The following is a 20,163-nucleotide window of genomic DNA, read 5'->3' as shown; positions in this document are numbered from 1 at the left end:
CCTCGCTTCCTCAGCCGGTCACCTTGATGTCGACCACGCGGCCGCGGTACTCGCCGTTCGACTGCAACGGGATCTCGGTGAGCCAGACCAGCAGGTACCGGGCCTCGAGTTCCTTGCCCGGCTTGAGCTGGACCGTGGGGCCCGTGCCGTCGGCGACCTTGGTGAAGCCGTCGAAGGACTGCGGCTCGGCGTCTCCGCTCGCGGCGCGCAGGTCAACCGCCGTACTGCCCTCGAAGGTGACGGTGACGTTGCCGACCTGCTGGACCTTGCCGAGATCGAGGATGACGCCGACGCCGGACTTCAGGTTGCCGAACTTGGCGCCCCACTCGCCCATGTAGCGGTCCGTCTGCCAGTACGTGCCCGGATCGCTGTCGTAGACCTTGTATATGTCGCCCGGCTTCTCGGACCGGTCTCCTCCGAAGGGATCGAAGTCGCTCGCGTCCTGGATGGCGATGGGCCGGGGCGGCTTGGGCTTGTTCTTGTCGCCGCCGTCCGTCGTCTGGGTCTTGTTCGTGTCGTCGGACTTGCCGCCGCCGCGCTCCATCAGCGCGTCCGCGAGCTGCCAACTGCCCAGGCCGAGGGCGGCGATGAGCAGGGCCGACACGGCCCACTTCAGGACCCGCCCGGTGCCGCTCTGGAGCGGGGGCGGAGGGGCGGGCACGGGCTGGGTCGCACCGGGGTGCGGCGCCGGGCGGCCGTAGGTGCCCTGCTGGTAGGTCGTGCGCTGGTACTCCGGCGGCGCGGTGAAGACCGGCTCCGGCGGGCGGATGCGCGGCATCTCGCCGACCGCCTTCACCAGCTCCTCCGGCGTGGTGCACGCGGCCTCGTGCCGGGAGGCGGTCGCCCCGTCGTTGGCCAGGGCCCGCATGGCGAGCTCGGACAGTCCTCGGTGCACACCGGCCCGCACCTGGTCGGGGGCGATCAGACCGACGTCCTTGGGCAGCCCGGACAGACCGTAGGCGTCGTTCTCGTAGGGCCAGCGCTGGGTGAGGGCGGCGTAGAGCAGGGCGCCGATCGCCTCGGTGTCGGTGCGCTGCGGAGTGTCGGAACTGGCTCCGCGCAGTGCCGCGTTGACCGCGAGGCCGCGGATGCGCCACTGTCCGCTCGAGGTGCGCAGCACGGCGTTGGGGTTGAGGCGCAGATGCGCCAGGCCCTCGCGGTGCGCGGCGGCCATGGCGGAGGCGATCTGGCTGACCAACTGGTAGGCGTCGTGCGACTCCAGCGGCCCGGCGGCGAGCAGCGCGGTCAGCTCGGTGGCGTCGGGCAGCCACTCGTGCACGACGTACACCAGGTCGTTCTCGTCGACGGCGTCGAGGACCTGCACGAAACGGGGATCGCCGAGCAGGGCGGAGGAACGGGCCGCGGCGAGCACGGAACGGGCACGCGTGTGGTCCGCGGGCAGGATGTGCACGCCGACGGCACGGCGGAGCTTCTCGTCGACCGCACGCCAGCTGCTGAATCCGTCCAGACGGGTGACGCACTCCTCCAGGCGGTAGCGTCTGGCGAGTTTGTGACCGCTGTGCAGTTCGGGAGGTGAGGCCTTCGCGGGACTCTCGCTCCCGCCGCTCCCCTGTGCCTCGGTGCTCTCCGTGTCCCGCTCCCCGGTCTGGTCCACCCCGTCGGCCGTGGACTGGTCCGCCTGCTCCGCCCCGGCGGTCAGCGGCTTGTCACCGCTGTTGTCTGCCACGTCGACGGCAGCCCTGCTCCGATCCGCCACCGTCGTCTGCCTCCCCATCCGTTGCGCGTCGTGCGACGCCGATCCAATTGTGCCCACAGTCCGTCCCTGTGCACGACACACGGGGACGGACGATGGTTGTGCGAGTACCTCCCCCGCTTCAGCGACCCAGTCGCCCGCGCACCATTCCGACCAAGGAGTTGAGCTCCTCGATACGCATCCGGCGGGCGGCGACGTAGAAGACGCCGAGCAGGACGGCACCGCCGACGAGCAGCGCGGCGAACGAGCCCGCGGCGCCGTGGCCGAGCGTCTGGGTGATGCCGTAACAGGCGGCGCCGCTGAGCAGCACGGCCGGGACCGAGGCGATGCACAGGCGGGCGTACGTCCGCAGCACGCGCGCACCGTCGAGGTCTCCGCCGAGCCGCTTGCGCAGCCTGCGCCAGGCGACGCCGACACCGATGACGTAGGCCGCGCCGTAGGAGGCGGCCATGCCGACCACGGCCCAGCGCGGCGGCAGCAGGAGGAAGCACAGGGCGGAGGCGCTCGCGTTCACCGCGGCCACGATGACCGTGTTGTAGAACGGCGTGCGGGTGTCCTCGTACGCGTAGAAGGCGCGCAGGACGACGTACTGCACGGAGTACGGGATCAGGCCGAGGCCGAAGGCCATCAGCATGTAGCCCATGTTCGTGGCGGCCTGGGCACCGGAGGAGCCGAAGATCAGGGTGCACATCGGGATGCCGAGGGCGAGGAACCCGAAGGCGATCGGCACGATGGCGACGGCCGTGGTGCGCAGGCCCTGGGAGATGTCGTCGCGGACGGCGCCCGCGTCGTCCTCGGCGGCCGAGCGGGAGATGCGCGGCAGCAGGGCGGCCATCAGGGAGACGGTGATGATGGCCTGCGGCAGGCCCCAGATGAGCTGGGCGTTGGCGTAGGCGCTGAAGCCGGTGCCCTCGATCTTGGTGTCGACGACCGCGGCGGTGGCCAGCTGCGTGACGACCAGCGCGCCCGCCTGGTTGGCGAGCACGAACAGGATCGTCCACTTGGCGAGCATCGCGGCCTTGCCCAGGCCGTGGCCCTTCCAGTCGAAGCGCAGGCGCAGCTTGAAGCCGGTCTCGCGCAGGTAGGGGATCATCGCCAGGGCCTGGACGACGAGGCCGAGCAGGATGCCGATGCCCAGCAGGCGCACACCCTCGTCGGGGATGTTCTCCACGGTGATGCCGGAGTGCTCGGCGGTGCCGTAGACCCACAGGAACAGGCCCAGCGTCACGATGATGACGATGTTGTTGAGGACCGGCGTCCACATCATCGCGCCGAAGCGGCCGCGGGCGTTGAGGATCTGACCCATCACCACATGGACGCCCATGAAGAAGATCGAGGGCAGGAAGTACCGGGTGAAGGTGACCGCGACGTCGAACGCGGCGGGGTCCGAGGCCAGCGGGTTCGACAGGGCGCGGACCAGGAGCGGGGCGCCGAGCATGGCGAGGACGGTCAGACCGCCGAGGATCACCATGACCAGCGTCAGCAGCCGGTTCGCGTAGGCCTCGCCGCCGTCCTCGTCGTCCTTCATCGCGCGCACGAGCTGCGGCACGAAGACCGAGTTGAGGCCGCCGCCGACGGTGAGGATGTAGATCATCGTCGGCAGCTGGTACGCCACCTGGAAGGACTCGCCGAGGAGCACCAGGCCCAGCGCCGAGACGATCATCGCGGAGCGGATGAACCCGGTGAGCCGGGAGACCATCGTGCCCGCGGCCATCACCGCGCTGGACTTCAGCAGACCCGCGGCGCGACCGGCCTTGCGGCCCCCCGCGGCGCTGGGCGCCTGGACCGGCTCGGCGGGCGGGGCGGGCGGCGGGACGGGAGCCTGGTACTGCTCCGGGGCCGGAGCCTGGTTCTGAGGCACGCCGTAAGCCGCCGTAGGGGACTGGCCCGGGTGCGGGACGGGGGCGGGACCGGGCACGGCCGGCTGCTCGTGCGGGCGGCCGCTGCCCTGCTGCTGGTCGCGGAAGAGATGGGCGAACGCGTCCGGCTGCTGTTCGCCGGCCTGGGTCACCAGGTCGTCGACGCCCACGTACTCGGTGGTGCGCGGGTCGTCGCCGTAGGGCAGGTACTGGGTCGCGCCGTCCGGCTCGGGAGCCGGCGTCTGCGCCCACACACGCGGGTCGGGGGCGTACGGCTGCTGCTGCGGCTGTGCGTACAGCGGCTGCTGCGGGTACGTGCCCGGGGGCGGCGGCGGGTGAGCGGCGCGGTCGTAGAGGGCCTCGGACACCGGGTCCTGGGCGGAGAGGTCCTGGGCCCGGTAGGGGTCCTGGTCGTAGGCGTCCTGGAGATACATGTCCGCGGGGTGCTGCGGCGGTACCTGGCCGTGCTCGGGCGGTGGGCCCTCGGGGTGTCCCGAGCCGCCCACGGCCTGACCGCGGTCACCGTCGTACGGCGCGTTCATCCTTACCCCACCTCATCGTCCCTGGCCCACCGGCCACGACATCCTCAACGGTCCACTCTCTCACCCGTGCCGGACGGGTCCGGGTTTTCCGCTGCGGTGTCCGGTGTCGGGTCACTCGGCTGCTCCGGCTCCCCTGCCCCGGAAGGCGCGTCCGACTCCTCGGTCTCCTCCGTGTGCCCGGTGAGACGTTCCTCGGGCCCTTCCGGGTTCTCCGGGCCGTCGGCGGACTCGTCCGTACCGTCGGGGCCGCTGCCCTCGGCGTCGCGGGCGGCGGTGCGCTTGCGCTGGGTGTACATCCTGAAGCCCGCCAGCACAAGCAGCAGCACACCGCCGCCGATGACCAGCATGACCGTGGCCGTGATCTCGGTGACCTTCACGTCGAAGGTCACCGGGTCGCCGTAGGCCTGGCCGTCCTCGGTGAACAGCTGGGCGATCACCGTGACGCGCCCGTTGGCATTGGCGGAGGTGGTGAACTTCACCGACTGGCTGTGCCCGCCGGAGACCGCGACCGGCTGCTCGTCGTAGGCCTCGCCGCCGATCTCCAGACGGTTCGGGGCGGTGGAGGTGAGCCGCAGGACGAGGCGGTCGACGCCCTGCACCAGGTTGTTCTGGACCGTGACGGGGATGGTGGCGCTGCGCCCGGAGAGCTTGGTCTCGGACTTGTCGATCAGGCTGACCTGGTCGGCGAGGTCGTCGAGATACCGCTCCACCCCGTCGCGGTAGTTCGCCGCCGCCACGGCGTGGCCGCGCCAGGACGTGGACATCGCGCGGTTCATCGCCCGCCCGAACGGCGTCACCACACGGGACTCGTCGGAGAGGATGACCTCGAAGTTGTCGAGCTTCACCTGTGTGGTGGCGATCTGCTCGAAGGCCTTGCGCGGCAGCTCCTGCCGGCGCAGCGACTTCGGGTAGGCCGAGGCGCCGGGGACGGTGGTGGTCGCGCCCGGGTCCGGCCTGGCCGCGGCGGTGTCCGTGAGGGGCCGCGGCTCGTTCCACGTGCCGCCCTGGAGCGCGGTGAGCGCCTGGGCCATGGTGCGGGCCTGGCTGGCGCTGGGCATGCGCTGCGGCGCCACCACGATGCTGCGCTGCTTGTCCGTCTGGAGGTTCAGGGCGAGGCTCTGCGCGAGGAAGCGCTGCACGACGAGCGTGCCGGCCGAAGCCGTCGTCAGATCGCCCTGGAAGGCCGTCGACAGCCGGGCGTCCGCGACGACCGCGGTGGTGCCGCCGCCGATCGGGCGCGGGGCGGAGGGCGTGTAGGACAGCCCGCCGGTCTCCTGAAGGCTGTCGCTGCGCGCGATGACCGTGTCGGCGCCCGCGGAGGTGGCGACCTTGACGATCGACGGGTCGACCGCGCCGTTCACCGGCCACGCGAAGTCCGTGGACGGCTTCACATGGATGATCGTCTCTACCGTGCCGGCGGCGACTTCCGTCGCCTCCTTCAGGTGGCTGAGCGAGCCGGAGACGCTCGTGCCGTTGTGCGCGAGGGACGCCAGGTCCGTGTCGCCGAACGGCAGCGCGACGACCTCCTTGCCGGCGACCGCGTTCTGAAGGTCGGCCAGCCAGCGCTTGGCGACGCTCTGGCCGCGGCCCGGCGTGGTGGCACCGTTCCCGCTCTGGATCTCGTAGGTCTCCGTCATGGCGTCGACGGAGGCCAGCAGGTCCGGGTCGATCACCCAGGTGACGTCGAGGTCCTTGCCGAGCGCCACGAGCTGTTCCAGCCGTCCGCCGGGCGAGAGGTCCTCGGTGAGGCCGTCGTCGAGGAAGACCGGCGTCTGGCGCTCGTTGGAGCCGGTCTGCGCGGTCATCTGGACGTCGGAGACCAGCGGCCACAGGAACGTCGTACGCGTCGTGGTGTCCGGCTCGTCGGGCTGCCAGGGCAGGAAGGTCCGCTGGAAGCCCAGTACCTGCTCCCAGGGCTGCGCGGACGTCTCCCCGGAGAGCTTGACGCCCAGCTGGTAGACGCCGGCGCCGCCGAGGTCGAGGTCCTCCACGGGGACGGTGATGCTGAACGCCTCCGCGACACCGGGGGTGAGCGCGGGCAGTTTCTGCTCGTCGCCGGCCTCGGAGCCGTCCGAGCCCGGTGTGTACCCGGTGCGCCGGAAGGCGTCGTCGATCCCCGAGCGCGTGTCGATCTCCGGGCCGATCACCAGGTCCAGGTGGGCCTTGGTGATCGTCTGCTTGCCTTTGTTGGTGACGGTCCCGGAGACCGTCAGGGTGTCGTCCTCGGACAGGACGGACGGGGTGAGCGAGTCCAGCGACACGGCGACCGTGCCGGAGCCGGAGACCGCCTTCGCCGATGACCGGCCCGCCGCCTGCGCGGACGGGGCGGCGGTCAGCTGGACGAGGCCGGCCAGCAGCGGGGCGGCGGCGAGCAGGGCTCCGGTGCGCCGCAGCAGACGGCGGGCGGGTGAGGGACTGGTCCCCGGGAAGTCTGCCGCCTCGGCCACGCGCTCGTCCGTCCCTCGTCCTCGTCAGTGGTCGCCGCAATGTGCGTCCACGCATGGTAACGATGCGCGCTGAGGGGAAGTGCCGCGGACTGGTCCACAAGATCGGCACCCGACCGTTCGCCGTTCGTTACGGGCGCCTGGCCGGGGCGGATACCGATTGCGTTGAGATACGTCACATATGCCGTGAACGGGCACTTTGGTCCAGCGTCGGGGACGTCGCCGACGGGCGCGCCGACGGGGTCGGTCCGCCTTAATGGGGGCGCTGCCTGGCGCTCGGGCCACGTACCCTCTTCTGTTGTGCCGAATGCCAACGAAGACCACCTCATTGCCCCGGAGCCCGACCGCGCGGTCACCGAGCCGCAGTGGGTCGCTCCCGTCGCCGACGACCTGGCCCGCCGTTTCCAGGAGGCCGGCTTCGCGCTCGCCCTGGTCGGCGGATCGGTACGGGACGCGCTCCTCGGCCGGCTCGGCAACGACCTGGACTTCACCACGGACGCGCGCCCCGAGGACGTGCTGAGGATCGTGCGGCCCTGGGCGGACGCCGTATGGGACGTCGGTATCGCCTTCGGCACGGTCGGTGCCCAGAAGGACGGCTTCCAGATCGAGGTAACGACCTACCGGTCGGAGGCCTACGACCGGACCTCGCGCAAGCCCGAGGTGGCGTACGGCGACTCCATCGAGGAGGACCTCGTCCGGCGCGACTTCACGGTGAACGCGATGGCCCTCGCGCTGCCGGAGAAGACGTTCATCGACCCGCACGGCGGCCGGGACGACCTCGCGGCGCGGGTACTGCGTACGCCGGGCACGCCGGAGGCTTCGTTCTCGGACGACCCGCTGCGCATGATGCGTGCGGCCCGGTTCGCCGCGCAGCTCGACTTCGAGGTGGCCCCCGAGGTCGTCACCGCCATGACCGAGATGGCGGGTCGCATCGAGATCGTCTCCGCCGAGCGGGTGCGGGACGAGCTGAACAAGCTCGTCCTGTCCGCGCACCCCCGCAAGGGTCTGACCCTCCTGGTGGACACCGGGCTCGCCGAGCATGTGCTGCCCGAGTTGCCCGCGCTGCGGCTGGAGAGGGACGAGCACCACCGGCACAAGGACGTCTACGAGCACACGCTGATCGTCCTGGAGCAGGCGATGGCGCTGGAGACCGACGGCCCCGACCTGACGCTGCGACTGGCCGCGCTGCTGCACGACATCGGCAAGCCGCGCACGCGTCGCTTCGAGAAGGACGGCCGGGTCTCGTTCCACCACCACGAGGTGGTCGGCGCCAAGATGACCAAGAAGCGCATGACCGCGCTGAAGTACTCCAACGAGCTGGTGAAGGACGTCTCGCACCTGGTCGAGCTGCACCTGCGCTTCCACGGCTACGGCACCGGCGAGTGGACCGACTCCGCGGTCCGCCGCTACGTCCGTGACGCCGGGCCGCTGCTCGACCGGCTCCACAAGCTGACCCGCTCCGACTGCACCACCCGCAACAAGCGCAGGGCGACCGCGCTGTCGCGTGCGTACGACGGGCTGGAGGAACGCATCGAGCAGCTCAAGGAGCAGGAGGAGCTCGACGCGATCCGTCCCGACCTGGACGGCAACCAGATCATGGAGATCCTCGGCGTCCCGCCCGGTCCCGCGGTCGGCCGCGCCTACAAGCAGCTGCTGGAACTCCGCCTGGAACACGGCCCGCTGGGAGCGGAGGCGGCGACGGAGGCTCTCAAGGAATGGTGGGCCAAGGAGCAGGACGCCTGAACCCGCGCATGAGAGCCCAGGTATGAGAACCGGGGCATGAGAAGGGCGCCATGTTTCACGTGAAACATGGCGCCCTTCTTGCTTCAGTCTCGCGACGAACGATGCGACGGACGACGTTTCACGTGAAACATCGTCCCCTCGCGAGGCCTCTGCCTTACTTGACCTGCTTCAGGCACAGGACGACGTCGTGGCCCTCACCCGTCTGGTAGTACGCGACCTCGGTCTCCTTGACCGTGTTGCACTTGTCGGTGTCGCTGGTGTCGTCGAACTTCTCGATCACCTTGTACTCCGCGTCACCGGAGGTGCAATCCACCGTCTCGAGGTCCGCCTGCGTCATCGTGCCCTTGTTGTGGAGGCAGGAGCCCACGGACGTGGTCTCGGCGTCGGTCTTGCCGAACTGCCACTTGACCACGGCGATGATGATGGCGACGACGATGAAGCCACCGATCCGCAGCAGCTTCTTGCTGAAGCGCTTGGCCGGGGCGGGCGGCGGAACCGGGGCGCCCTGGCCGGGCATCGGGGCGTAGGGCTGCGGCGGGACACCCGGCTGGCCCGGCTGCGGCGCGCCGGCCGGGTTCTGGGCATACGGGTTCTGGCCCTGGGCGAACGGGTTGCCCTGAGACGGCGGAGTGGACATGCGGGGGTCCCCCTTGATGCGGTGCGACACGCATAAGAAGCGGATAAGACTCACGTAAGGTAGCGGCCCCCTCTGACACTGGCGGAGGCGGGAGCGGCTCTGTGGCACGTACGTGACATTCACCGGCGTTCAAAACGGGCCATAGCCACCGCAACGACGCCGTAGATGACGGCCACGGTGAACACCAGGGGTACCGACCGCCCGTCGGGCGGGAGCATCAGGGAGGCCACTCCCGCCGCCCCGACGAAGGCGGTGTTGAACAGGACGTCGTAGACGGAGAAGACCCGGCCGCGGAAGCCGTCCTCCACCGAGGACTGGACGATGGTGTCGGTGGAGATCTTCGCGCCCTGGGTGATGAGCCCCAGGACGAAGGCGGCCGCGAGCAGTGGGCCGGTGGCGAAGGGCAGGCCCAGCGCGGGTTCCAGCACGGCGGCGATCGCGGCGCACACGGCGATCCACCGGCCCGCCCCGAGCCGGCCCGCCGCCCAGGGGGTCAGCACCGCCGCCGCGAAGAAGCCGGCCCCGGACAGGCCGAGCGCCACTCCGAGCAGGGCGAGCCCGCCGTCGGTGCTGGACGTCAGGGCGTAGCGACAGAGCATCAGCACCATCACCGACAGGGCGCCGTAGCAGAACCGCATGAGCGTCATCGCACCGAGCGCCCAGGCGGCCTCCCGGCGCGGCGGCGCTGCCAGGTGCCGGATGCCGGCGGCCAGGTCGCGGGCCGTACCGGACAGGGCCGCCCCGAGGCCGGGCCGGATCAGGCCGGCGTCCGGGCCCAGCAGGTCACGGGGGATGCGCAGCGCGGCGAGCGCCCCGCACAAATACAGCGCGGCGCCCAGGAACACCACGACGGCGTCGGAGTCGGCGGCCCCCAGCCGCACCACGAAGGCGAGGCCCCCGCCCGCGGTCGCGGCGAGCGTGCCGGCCGTCGGGGACAGGGAGTTGGCCATCACCAGCCGCTCCCTGTCCACGACCCGTGGCAGCGAGGCCGACAGGCCCGCCAGCACGAAGCGGTTGACGGCGGTGACGCACAGAGCGGAGACGTAGAAGAGCCAGTCGGGGACCTGGCTGACCATCAGCAGCGCGGTGCCCGTGGCGAGCACGGCGCGCAGCACGTTGCCGTACACGAACACCTGGCGGCGGCGCCAGCGGTCCAGCAGGACTCCGGCGAAGGGGCCGACCAGGGAGTAGGGGAGCAGCAGCACGGCCATCGCGGAGGCGATCGCGGCCGCGGAGGTCTGCTTCTCCGGGGAGAAGACGACGTAGGTGGCGAGGCCGACCTGGTAGACGCCGTCGGCGCCCTGGGAGAGCAGTCGTACGGCGAGCAGGCGCCGGAAGTTCCCGAAGCGCAGCAGGACCCGAAGATCACGTACGACGGCCATGAGGCACAGCCTCACATACAGGGAGGGTCCCCGGGCGCAATGCCTCGGGGACCCTCTGGCCCAGGAAGAGAAGAGCGTCTTTAGCGCTCGACCTCGCCCTTGATGAACTTCTCGACGTTCTCGAGGGCCTCGTCGTCGAAGTACTGCACCGGCGGGGACTTCATGAAGTACGAGGACGCCGACAGGATCGGGCCGCCGATGCCGCGGTCCTTGGCGATCTTCGCGGCGCGCAGGGCGTCGATGATGACACCCGCGGAGTTCGGGGAGTCCCAGACCTCGAGCTTGTACTCCAGGTTCAGCGGGACGTCACCGAACGCGCGGCCCTCGAGGCGGACATAGGCCCACTTGCGGTCGTCGAGCCACGCGACGTAGTCGGACGGGCCGATGTGGACGTTCTTCTCGCCGAGGTCCCGGTCGGGGATCTGAGAGGTGACGGCCTGCGTCTTGGAGATCTTCTTGGACTCGAGGCGGTCACGCTCGAGCATGTTCTTGAAGTCCATGTTGCCGCCGACGTTCAGCTGCATCGTGCGCTCCAGGCGCACACCACGGTCCTCGAACAGCTTCGCCATGACGCGGTGCGTGATGGTGGCGCCGACCTGCGACTTGATGTCGTCACCGACGATCGGGACGCCCGCCTCGGTGAACTTGTCCGCCCACTCCTTGGTGCCGGCGATGAAGACCGGGAGGGCGTTGACGAAGGCGACCTTGGCGTCGATGGCGCACTGGGCGTAGAACTTCGCCGCGTCCTCGGAGCCGACGGGCAGGTAGCAGACGAGAACGTCGACCTGCTTGTCCTTGAGGATCTGGACGACGTCGACCGGAGCCTCGGCGGACTCCTCGATGGTCTGGCGGTAGTACTTGCCGAGACCGTCGAGGGTGTGGCCGCGCTGCACGGTCACGCCGGAGTTCGGCACGTCGCAGATCTTGATGGTGTTGTTCTCGGAGGCGCCGATGGCGTCCGCGAGGTCGAGGCCGACCTTCTTCGCGTCGACGTCGAAGGCCGCGACGAACTCCACGTCGCCGACGTGGTACTCGCCGAACTGGACGTGCATCAGGCCCGGGACCTTGGACGCCGGGTCGGCGTCCTTGTAGTACTCGACGCCCTGCACCAGCGACGCGGCGCAGTTGCCCACGCCGACGATGGCTACGCGAACCGAACCCATTCCGGTTGCTCCCTGTGTGTTTCGGTGAAGCCCTTGCAAGAGCTTCACGTGGCGGTGTCGTCGGGCGTATCCGGCCGGGGGGTTTCCCCGGACCGGGGCAGGCCGCCCGTCGCTCCAGTTGTGGTGTCCTGCTGAGCGGGCTCCCCGGTGGCGGAACCACGAAGGTCCCGGCCGGCCCGCTCACTCTCGATGAGCTCGTTCAGCCAGCGCACTTCGCGCTCCACGGACTCCATTCCGTGGCGCTGGAGCTCAAGGGTGTAGTCGTCGAGGCGTTCCCGGGTGCGTGTGAGCGAGGCGCTCATCTTCTCCAGGCGCTCCTCGAGGCGGCTGCGGCGGCCTTCGAGCACGCGCATGCGTACATCGCGGGAGGTCTGTCCGAAGAACGCGAAGCGGGCGGCGAAGTGCTCGTCCTCGTACGCGTCGGGCCCCGTCTGCGACAGCAGCTGCTCGAAGTGCTCCTTACCTTCCGCCGTCAACCGGTAGACGATCTTGGCGCGCCGGCCCGCGAGGGAGGCGGCGAGGGCGTCCTCGGGCGCACTCCCCGGCTCCTCGATCAACCAGCCGTTGGCGACCAGCGTCTTGAGGCAGGGGTAGAGCGTCCCGTAGCTGAACGCGCGGAACACACCCAGTGACGTATTGAGTCGTTTGCGCAGTTCATAGCCGTGCATCGGAGATTCGCGGAGCAGGCCGAGTACGGCGAACTCAAGGATCCCGGAACGCCGGCTCATCGTCGCCTCCCCTCTGCTGCGACCTCGGTGAAGAGGTCCGTGACGGTCGTTATGTCGTGCTGATGTATCGACTCGATACATCAGCACGATAGAACGGCCTTGCTGATGCGACAAGAGGGGGAAGGGTGAACGGCGTCACATCGCCGATTCGTCGGTGCCGAGTTGCCTGATTTGGGGTGAACTTCTGGGCTAGGCGGGTTTTGACGGTGCGTAGTCTGTGCGGCATGCATACCGCCGGGAACCGTGTGACGCCGGGGGGCGTCGTGGTCCTCGGTGCAGTACGGATGAATGCGGGACCGACCGTGTCCGTACTTCGGGGGGACCGGAAACCAGCCGCCGTTTCCAGGCGCGCAGAGGTGCGCCTGCCCTAGGAGTAGTCGTTCGATGAGCGAGCACCGTCGCAAACCGCCGCAGCCGCAGGAAGGCGGACGTGCCGCGGCCCGACGCGGCCAGTCCGGCCTGCCCTCCGGCCGCCGGGCGGCACCGCGAGGCGCCACCGGGTCTCCTTCCGACGCGTACGGGTCGGGAGGCGAGGAGAGCACGTACGGCGGTCGCGCCGCGGCCCGTCGTGCGACGCAGGGCGGCGGACGCCGCCGCGCGCCCGACCCCGGCCGGGGCGGCCGACGTGCCGCCCCTGGACCCGGCGGACCAGGGCGAGGCAGAGGGCGGGTCGAGGACACCGGCCGTAAGCGGATCATCGACTACCCGCGGGCCGGCAAGTACGGCTGGCATCGCTGGGTGCCGTCGTGGAAGCTCGTCTCCGGCCTGTCGCTGGCCTTCCTCGCCAGCCTGGTCGCCATCGCGGGCGTCGGCTACGCCCTGGTGAGCGTCCCGAACGTGCAGCTGACGGCGACGGCGCAGAACAACGTCTACTACTGGTCCGACGGCTCCGAGATGGTGGCCACGGGCGGCGAGACGAACCGGCAGATCATCAGCCTGGCGCAGATCCCGCAGGAGATGCAGAACGCGGTCATCTCCCAGGAGAACAAGACCTTCCGCACCGACAGTGGCATCGACCCCAAGGGCATCGCCCGGGCCATGTTCAACATGGCGCGCGGTGGCGACACCCAGGGCGGTTCCACGATCACCCAGCAGTACGTGAAGAACGCCATGCTGGACGACCAGTCGCAGACTGTCTCCCGCAAGTTCAAGGAGCTCTTCGTCTCCATCAAGGTGGGCGCGTCGGTCTCCAAGGACAAGATCATGGAGGGCTACCTCAACTCCGCCTACTACGGCCGTAACGCCTACGGCATCCAGGCGGCGGCCCGCGCGTACTTCAACAAGGACGCCATCGATCTCGACGCCGGCGAGTGCGCCTTCCTGGCGTCCACGCTCAAGGGCGCCACGTACTTCGACCCGGCCGGCGCGGTGAACATCGACTCGGCGGCCACACCCGAGGCGAACAGGAAGCGCGCGCTGCGCCAGCAGCAGGACACGCTCGACAAGATGGTCGAGTACGGCCACCTCGACCCCGCCGAGCGTGACAAGTTCCCCGACCTGCCCAAGATCCAGAACCCGCGCTTCAACACCGCGCTCAGCGGCCAGATCGGTTACCTCGTCGATCTCGCCAACGGCTACATCGTGAGCCACAGCAAGGAGACGGGCATCAACCAGGACCTGCTTCAGCAGGGCGGTTACTCGATCTACACGACCTTCGACAAGAAGAAGGTCAAGGCCCTGGAAGCCGCGGTCAAGAAGGTCAGCAAGGAGAACATCGACCCCAAGAAGCGCCCGACGAAGGACACCCACGTCCAGTTCGGCGGCGCTTCGGTGGACCCGGCGACCGGCGCCATCAAGGCCACCTACGGCGGTGTGGACGCGACCAAGCACTTCACCAACAACGCCGACGAGACCGGTGCCCAGGTCGGTTCGACGTTCAAGCCGTTCGTGCTCGCGGCAGCCATGACCTGGGGCGTCCGGGACCCCGACCTCGGTGAGACGCAGGCACAGGACGAGCGCACGGTCGTCTCCCCGAAGAGCCTGTACAGCGGCAAGAACGACCTCAAGATCAAGAACTACGACGGCTCGGTCTGGCAGAACGAGAAGGGTGAGGAGTGGCTCCAGGAGAACGATGGCAAGGAGTCTCTCGGTGACGCCCCGAAGTACATGATCGATCTGCGCTACGCGATGCAGAAGTCGGCCAACTCCGCCTTCGTGCAGCTCGGCATGGACGTCGGTCTGGACAAGGTCAAGGAGGCGGCGGTGGCCGCGGGTCTGCGTGAAGGCAGCCTGGCCGGCACCGGCTTCCCGTCGTTCTCGATCGGCATCTCCGACCCCAGCGCGATCCGTATGGCGGGTTCGTACGCCACCTTCGCGGCCAGCGGCAAGCAGCGCGAGCCGTTCTCAGTCACCAAGGTGACCAGCAAGAACGGCACGGTCTTCGAGCACGAGGTCCAGACGAAGCAGGCCTTCACCTCGAAGGTCGCCGACAACGTCACGGACGTGCTGAAGACCGTGGTCGAGAAGGGCACGGGTACGAACGCGCAGCTGCCCGGCCGTGATGTGGCCGGCAAGACCGGTACGACCGACGACAACAAGTCCGCCTGGTTCGTCGGCTACACCCCGCAGCTGTCCACCGCGATCACCATGTTCCGGTACCCGGACGACGAGAAGATCAAGAACCGTACCTTCCTTCCGATGTACGGGACCGGTGACCAGGAGTCCATCCACGGCGCCTCGTTCCCGTCGGAGATCTGGCACGACTACATGGCCGAGGCGCTCAAGAACCAGCCGGCGGAGAAGTTCCCGACCCCCGAGGACATCGGTGAGGTCGTCAACGCCGAGCCGACGCCGTCGCCCACTCCCTCGCCGTCCGAGACGGAGGAGCCGAGCCCGACGCCGACCCCGACCAAGGGGAAGCCGGAGAAGTCGCCCACGCCGACGGCCTCCGAGACCTGCACCCAGTGGTGGAAGTGCGACGACACCACCACCGGCGGCACCGACATTGGGGGCACCGATGTCGGAGGGACGGACACCGGCGGTACGGACGGCGGGGTGAGTTCCTCTCCGACGGCCTCCCCCACAGACGACACCAGAGGGAACGGAAACGGGAGCGGCGGCCTCTTCGGAGGCTCGACCGGCTAGGAGCCGTTCCGCCCGGCATGGGTGTTTCACGTGAAACCATGCGTTTCACGTGAAACATCGGGCCGCCGTACCCACCGGGTGCGGCGGCCCTCGTCGTTTTCCCAGACTTGTACGGCAGGATGTGGCCCATGCCCAGTGCAGAAGGAACGCAAGCTCGCCAGCCCGACGTGGTGCCGCCGACCCGGACCGACTCGGTCGCGGTGAACGGCAGCGAGCTGATCGGCGGCCCCCTGGGGCGGCACGCCCTGTTGGGGACGTCGTGGTGGACCCCCGTGCGGATCATCGCGCTCGTGGCGATCGGTATGTTCGCCCTCGGCCTGGTGCAGAAGGCACCCTGCTACAACGGCGGCTGGTTCTTCGGTGCCAGCACCCAGTACACGCACGCCTGCTACTCCGACATTCCGCATCTGTACAACGGGCGTGGCTTCGCGGACGGGCTCGTGCCGTACTTCGACCGGCTGCCCGGCGACATGGAGTACCTCGAATACCCGGTGCTGACCGGTGTGTTCATGGAGGTCGCCGCCTGGCTCACGCCCGGCTCGGGCAGCATCCAGGACCAGGAACAGTGGTACTGGATGGTCAACGCCGGGATGCTGATGGCGTGCACGGCGGTCATCGCCGTCTGCGTCACGCGTACCCAGGCACGACGGCCCTGGGACGGACTGCTGGTCGCCCTGGCACCTGCCTTCGCGCTCACCGCCACCATCAACTGGGACCTGCTGGCGGTTGCTCTGACGGCCGCGGCGATGCTGATGTGGTCCCGGGGGCGTGCACTGGCCTTCGGTGTCCTGCTGGGGCTCGCCACGGCCGCCAAGCTGTATCCGGTCTTCCTTCTGTGGCCACTGTTCGTCCTGTGTGTGCGGGCGGCCAGATGGCGCGACCTCGCCAAGGCACTCGGCGGTACCGCCGCCGCCTGGCTGGTGGTGAACCTGCCGGTGATGCTGTTCGCCTTCGACGGCTGGTCGAAGTTCTACCGTTTCAGTCAGGAGCGGGGTGTCGACTTCGGTTCCTTCTGGCTGATCCTGGCCCAGAACTCCAACGACCCCTTGGAGACCGAGACCGTCAACACCCTGGCGATGCTGCTGGTGTTGCTGTGCGCCGCCGGTGTCGGCACCCTCACGCTACTGGCGCCGCGCCGTCCCCGGTTCGCCCAGCTGGCCTTCCTGATGGTCGCCGCGTTCATCCTCACCAACAAGGTCTACTCGCCGCAGTACGTGCTGTGGCTGGTGCCGCTCGCCGTGCTGGCCCGGCCCAAGTGGCGGGACTTCCTGATCTGGCAGGCGTGCGAGGTCGCCTACTTCCTCGGCATCTGGATGTACCTCGCGTACACGACCAGCGGCGACGCCCACAAGGGTCTGCCGACCGACGGCTATCACTGGGCGATCGGGGTGCATCTGGCGGGCACGGTCTACCTGTGCGCCGTCGTGATCCGCGACATCTTCCTGCCGGAGCGCGACGTGGTGCGCCGGGACGGCGACGACGATCCCTCGGGCGGAGTGCTCGACGGCGCTCCGGACGTCATCGCCCTGGGCGCCGCGGCCCGTTCCTCACGGTACTCGGCACACTTCGCCGAGACTCAGGTGGCGTGGGGCGCGGCGGAGGGGACCGCCGCGGACAGGACCGACGGCCCCGCGAAGAGGCTCCCGGACGAACGTTCGCTCTGAGCGAACAGGGCTTGAGCGGGCCGTGGACGGACGCTCGGGCGCACGGGAAAGGCCGTACGCGGGAGTTCCGCGTACGGCCTTCTGTGTGGGGGCTGAAGCGCTGCGCTGGGCTTTCCACATGGGGCGTCCAGCCCTGTGCGGGGGACGTGGAAGGTCTGTGTCCGGCCCTCCGCCTGGGCGGGAGCGGCTCGCGTGGCGACGGGACGGTGGTCCCGTGCCGCCAGGCGGGCTCCCGCCCGTACGGCTCAGCTGTCGACGAGCCGGTCGAACTGCGTGGTGGTGTGCCGCAGATGGGCGACCAGCTCGTCGCCGACCTTCGGCTCCGGCGCGTCCGCGGGCACGAACAGGATCGACACCTGCATGTGCGGCGGCTCGGCGAACCAGCGCTGCTTGCCGCCCCAGACGAACGGAGAAAGGTTCCGGTTGACCGTGGCGAGGCCGGCGCGGGCGACGCCCTTGGCGCGCGGCATGACGCCGTGCAGCGCCTTGGGGGCCTCCAGGCCCACTCCGTGCGACGTGCCGCCCGCAACGACCACCAGGAAGCCGTCCGAGGCCGCCTTCTGCTGGCGGTAGCCGAAGCGGTCGCCCTTGGCGACCTGGGTGACGTCCAGGACCGCGCCCCGGTACTGGGTGGCCTCGTGGTCCCCCAGCCACAGCCGCGTGCCGATGCGGGCACGGAACCGGGTCTGCGGGAACTGCTGCTGGAGCCGGACCAGTTCCTCGGCCTTGAGGTGGCTGACGAACATGGTGTGCAGCGGCAGCCGGGCCGCGCGCAGCCGGTCCATCCAGCCGATGACCTCCTCGACGGCGTCCGAGCCGTCGGTGCGGTCCAGCGGCAGATGGATGGCGAAGCCTTCGAGACGGATGTTCTCTATGGCGGAGTGCAGCTGGTGCAGGTCCTGCTCGCTGATCCCGTGCCGCTTCATCGAGGACATGACCTCGATGACCACACGGGCGCCGACCAGGCCGTACACGCCGTCCACGGACGACACCGAGCGGATCACCCGGTCCGGCAGCGGCACCGGCTCCTCGCCGCGCCGGTAGGGCGTCAGCACGAGCAGGTCACCCCCGAACCAGTCCTTGATGCGCGCGGCCTCGTACGTCGTGCCGACGGCGAGCACGTCGGAGCCGAGCCGCGTGGCCTCCTCCGCCAGCCGTTCGTGCCCGAATCCGTAGCCGTTGCCCTTGCAGACCGGGACGAGTCCCGGGAACTGCTCCTGCACGTGCTTGTGGTGCGCCCGCCAGCGCGCGGTGTCGACGTAGAGCGTGAGCGCCATGGGGGGACCCGGAACCTTTCTCGTGGCTGCGGTGTATCAGAGGTAGGGAGTTGTCGACGGTACCGAACGGCGTGACGCGCGGTCGGCGACGCGACAGGAAAAGGCTCGGTCAGCGGCGCGACATGTAGATGTCGAGCGCCTTGTGGAGCAGCTTGTTCAGGGGGAAGTCCCACTCGCCGAGGTACTCGGCGGCCTGGCCGCCCGTGCCCACCTTGAACTGGATCAGACCGAAGAGGTGGTCGGACTCGTCCAGCGAGTCGGAGATACCGCGCAGGTCGTAGACGCTCGCGCCGAGCGCGTAGGCGTCGCGGAGCATCCGCCACTGCATCGCGTTCGAGGGCCGGACCTCACGGCCGATGTTGTCGGAGGCGCCGTAGGAGTACCAGACGTGCCCGCCGACGATCAGCATGGTCGCCGCCGACAGGTTCACACCGTTGTGGCGGGCGAAGTACAGCCGCATGCGGTTGGGGTCCTCGTTGTTGAGGGCCGTCCACATGCGCTGGAAGTACGACAGCGGGCGCGGCCGGAAGTGGTCGCGTACGGCCGTGATCTCGTACAGCCGCTGCCACTCCTCCAGGTCGTGGTAACCGCCCTGGACGACCTCGACGCCTGCCTTCTCGGCCTTCTTGATGTTGCGGCGCCACAGCTGGTTGAAGTTCTTGTGGACCTCTTCCAGGGAGCGGTTGGCGAGCGGCACCTGGTAGACGTAGCGCGGCTGTACGTCGCCGAAGCCGGCGCCGCCGTCCTCGCCCTGCTGCCAGCCCATTCGGCGCAGCTTGTCGGCCACCTCGAAGGCACGCGGCTCGATGAAGTCGGCCTCGATGTCGCGCAGCCGCTTCACGTCCGGGTTCTGGATGCCCGCCTTGATCGAGCCCGCCTCCCAACGCCGGATGATCACCGGCGGGCCCATCTTCACGGAGAAGGCGCCCTGCTGCTTGAGATGGGCCAGCATCGGCTGGATCCAGTCGTCGAGGTTCGGCGCGAACCAGTTGATGACCGGGCCCTCGGGGAGATAGGCGAGGTAGCGCTTGATCTTCGGCAGCTGCCGGTAGAGCACCAGGCCCGCACCGACCAGCTCACCGGTCCGGTCGTCGAACCAGCCCAGGTTCTCCGAGCGCCACTCGGCCTTGACGTCTGCCCATGCGGGGACCTGCATGTGGCTCGCCGCAGGCAGGCTCTGGATGTATGCCAGATGCTGCTCGCGGCTGATGGTCCTCAGGGTCAGGCTCATGTCGGGGCGCTCCTCGGGCTGGTGTGTCCCCATGGGTACAGGGGCTCCGGCTCTCGCGCCGAAGCCTACTGCGCCCGGCGAGCAGGCCGACTGGGCGTGCGGCACCTTTGCCCCGGCCGCAGGCCCTGTCCGTCCCCTGCTCATGCCCTACGGGCCGCCTGAGAGCGGGCGCCGCACCGATCATGCCGTGGCCCGCGCAGGCCGAAGTTCCGCCTCGGAGGGACCCGCCCCTTGAGCCGGTCGGGCCGCGAGGGCAGGTCCTCCGGGCGGCCGACGGGCGGATGCCCGTCGGGTCCGCGAGAGGGCGGTGCCGGTCAGAATCCGCCGAACAGGCCGCCGTGGGCCATGCCGAGGAAGAAGCCGACGCCGCTGGCACCGAGGCCCAGGATCAGACCGAAGCGCTCACGCGTGGTCTCGGAGATCCACTGCCCGTAGGCGCCGGTGCCGATCCCCACCAGGCCGGTCCAGGAGCTCAGCAGATGGAGGCTGTGGAACTGCGCCGTGATGAACGACACCAGTCCGAGCACCAGGGTCACCGCGAGCAGGGCGTCCTGGACTGGATGGGACTTGCCGTCCGTGGCGAAGAGGGAACCGACTCCGGTGTTGGGTCGCAATACCTGTGCCATGGGGCACCTCCTGCGGAAGGCGGCGCATCGTAGCGCCATACACACCCGACGTGTACAGATTGACGGTCC

13 protein-coding genes are annotated in these 20,163 nt (G+C 69.5%); 3 read left to right on the top strand and 10 right to left on the bottom strand.

Annotated elements, in window-relative coordinates:
- Nucleotides 1-10 precede the first annotated feature (10 nt).
- The 3 genes from ACFYR0_RS10150 to ACFYR0_RS10140 all read right to left on the bottom strand — a co-directional run bounded on the left by ACFYR0_RS10150 (nucleotide 11) and on the right by ACFYR0_RS10140 (nucleotide 6,562).
- Complete coding sequence (locus tag ACFYR0_RS10150; RefSeq protein WP_389324220.1) at nucleotides 11-1,717, bottom strand: protein kinase family protein; 1,707 nt, start codon at nucleotides 1,715-1,717, stop codon at nucleotides 11-13.
- Nucleotides 1,718-1,835: 118 nt separating this feature from the next.
- Nucleotides 1,836-4,115 (bottom strand): murein biosynthesis integral membrane protein MurJ, encoded by a 2,280-nt coding sequence (murJ, locus tag ACFYR0_RS10145; protein ID WP_389324217.1) that lies wholly within the window; start codon nucleotides 4,113-4,115, stop codon nucleotides 1,836-1,838.
- Nucleotides 4,116-4,159: 44 nt separating this feature from the next.
- Nucleotides 4,160-6,562, bottom strand: coding sequence for a DUF6049 family protein (locus ACFYR0_RS10140; protein ID WP_389324214.1), 2,403 nt, complete (start codon nucleotides 6,560-6,562; stop codon nucleotides 4,160-4,162).
- 297 nt (nucleotides 6,563-6,859) lie between these two features.
- On the opposite strand from ACFYR0_RS10140, the gene ACFYR0_RS10135 reads away from it, so the two are divergent.
- Nucleotides 6,860-8,302 carry a CCA tRNA nucleotidyltransferase gene (locus ACFYR0_RS10135; protein WP_389324211.1) on the top strand — a complete coding sequence of 481 codons (1,443 nt, stop codon included), beginning with the start codon at nucleotides 6,860-6,862 and terminating at the stop codon, nucleotides 8,300-8,302.
- 154 nt (nucleotides 8,303-8,456) lie between these two features.
- Here the strand turns inward: ACFYR0_RS10135 and ACFYR0_RS10130 are convergent, their stop codons facing one another.
- The 4 genes from ACFYR0_RS10130 to ACFYR0_RS10115 all read right to left on the bottom strand — a co-directional run bounded on the left by ACFYR0_RS10130 (nucleotide 8,457) and on the right by ACFYR0_RS10115 (nucleotide 12,212).
- Nucleotides 8,457-8,939 (bottom strand): hypothetical protein, encoded by a 483-nt coding sequence (locus tag ACFYR0_RS10130; RefSeq protein WP_389324208.1) that lies wholly within the window; start codon nucleotides 8,937-8,939, stop codon nucleotides 8,457-8,459.
- Between the two features lie 119 nt (nucleotides 8,940-9,058).
- Complete coding sequence (locus ACFYR0_RS10125; protein WP_389324205.1) at nucleotides 9,059-10,321, bottom strand: MFS transporter; 1,263 nt, start codon at nucleotides 10,319-10,321, stop codon at nucleotides 9,059-9,061.
- 80 nt (nucleotides 10,322-10,401) lie between these two features.
- Nucleotides 10,402-11,484: an inositol-3-phosphate synthase gene (locus ACFYR0_RS10120; RefSeq protein ID WP_386377870.1), complete on the bottom strand. Its 1,083-nt coding sequence runs from the start codon at nucleotides 11,482-11,484 to the stop codon at nucleotides 10,402-10,404.
- A 44-nt stretch (nucleotides 11,485-11,528) separates the two neighbouring features.
- Nucleotides 11,529-12,212 (bottom strand): PadR family transcriptional regulator, encoded by a 684-nt coding sequence (locus ACFYR0_RS10115; protein WP_389324202.1) that lies wholly within the window; start codon nucleotides 12,210-12,212, stop codon nucleotides 11,529-11,531.
- A 384-nt stretch (nucleotides 12,213-12,596) separates the two neighbouring features.
- On the opposite strand from ACFYR0_RS10115, the gene ACFYR0_RS10110 reads away from it, so the two are divergent.
- Both ACFYR0_RS10110 and ACFYR0_RS10105 read left to right on the top strand, forming a co-directional pair.
- Complete coding sequence (locus tag ACFYR0_RS10110; RefSeq protein ID WP_389324199.1) at nucleotides 12,597-15,296, top strand: transglycosylase domain-containing protein; 2,700 nt, start codon at nucleotides 12,597-12,599, stop codon at nucleotides 15,294-15,296.
- 128 nt (nucleotides 15,297-15,424) lie between these two features.
- On the top strand, nucleotides 15,425-16,960 hold the full coding sequence (locus ACFYR0_RS10105) for a glycosyltransferase family 87 protein (RefSeq protein ID WP_389324196.1): 1,536 nt from the start codon (nucleotides 15,425-15,427) through the stop codon (nucleotides 16,958-16,960).
- Between the two features lie 245 nt (nucleotides 16,961-17,205).
- On the opposite strand, the gene ACFYR0_RS10100 is transcribed toward ACFYR0_RS10105, so the two are convergent.
- The 3 genes from ACFYR0_RS10100 to ACFYR0_RS10090 all read right to left on the bottom strand — a co-directional run bounded on the left by ACFYR0_RS10100 (nucleotide 17,206) and on the right by ACFYR0_RS10090 (nucleotide 20,094).
- Entirely contained in the window at nucleotides 17,206-18,237 is a 1,032-nt protein-coding gene (locus ACFYR0_RS10100; RefSeq protein ID WP_389324193.1) for an alanine racemase, read from the bottom strand.
- Between the two features lie 109 nt (nucleotides 18,238-18,346).
- Nucleotides 18,347-19,468 carry a peptidoglycan bridge formation glycyltransferase FemX gene (gene femX, locus ACFYR0_RS10095; protein WP_386377864.1) on the bottom strand — a complete coding sequence of 374 codons (1,122 nt, stop codon included), beginning with the start codon at nucleotides 19,466-19,468 and terminating at the stop codon, nucleotides 18,347-18,349.
- Between the two features lie 314 nt (nucleotides 19,469-19,782).
- Entirely contained in the window at nucleotides 19,783-20,094 is a 312-nt protein-coding gene (locus ACFYR0_RS10090) for a hypothetical protein (RefSeq protein ID WP_389324190.1), read from the bottom strand.
- Nucleotides 20,095-20,163: the final 69 nt, after the last annotated feature.

This window comes from Streptomyces sp. NPDC005017, from assembly GCF_042873115.1.
Taxonomy (GTDB): Bacteria; Actinomycetota; Actinomycetes; order Streptomycetales; family Streptomycetaceae; genus Streptomyces.
This window is presented reverse-complemented; position numbering and strand designations above follow the sequence as displayed.

What these genes read in the sequence shown, in the direction of transcription:
- ACFYR0_RS10105 (WP_389324196.1), top strand. Translation starts at nt 15,425, where the DNA reads ATGCCCAGTGCAGAAGGAACGCAAGCTCGCCAGCCCGACGTGGTGCCG.
- femX (WP_386377864.1), bottom strand. Translation starts at nt 19,468, where the DNA reads ATGAGCCTGACCCTGAGGACCATCAGCCGCGAGCAGCATCTGGCATAC.
- murJ (WP_389324217.1), bottom strand. Translation starts at nt 4,115, where the DNA reads ATGAACGCGCCGTACGACGGTGACCGCGGTCAGGCCGTGGGCGGCTCG.
- ACFYR0_RS10090 (WP_389324190.1), bottom strand. Translation starts at nt 20,094, where the DNA reads ATGGCACAGGTATTGCGACCCAACACCGGAGTCGGTTCCCTCTTCGCC.
- ACFYR0_RS10110 (WP_389324199.1), top strand. Translation starts at nt 12,597, where the DNA reads ATGAGCGAGCACCGTCGCAAACCGCCGCAGCCGCAGGAAGGCGGACGT.
- ACFYR0_RS10120 (WP_386377870.1), bottom strand. Translation starts at nt 11,484, where the DNA reads ATGGGTTCGGTTCGCGTAGCCATCGTCGGCGTGGGCAACTGCGCCGCG.
- ACFYR0_RS10125 (WP_389324205.1), bottom strand. Translation starts at nt 10,321, where the DNA reads ATGGCCGTCGTACGTGATCTTCGGGTCCTGCTGCGCTTCGGGAACTTC.
- ACFYR0_RS10115 (WP_389324202.1), bottom strand. Translation starts at nt 12,212, where the DNA reads ATGAGCCGGCGTTCCGGGATCCTTGAGTTCGCCGTACTCGGCCTGCTC.
- ACFYR0_RS10130 (WP_389324208.1), bottom strand. Translation starts at nt 8,939, where the DNA reads ATGTCCACTCCGCCGTCTCAGGGCAACCCGTTCGCCCAGGGCCAGAAC.
- ACFYR0_RS10100 (WP_389324193.1), bottom strand. Translation starts at nt 18,237, where the DNA reads ATGGCGCTCACGCTCTACGTCGACACCGCGCGCTGGCGGGCGCACCAC.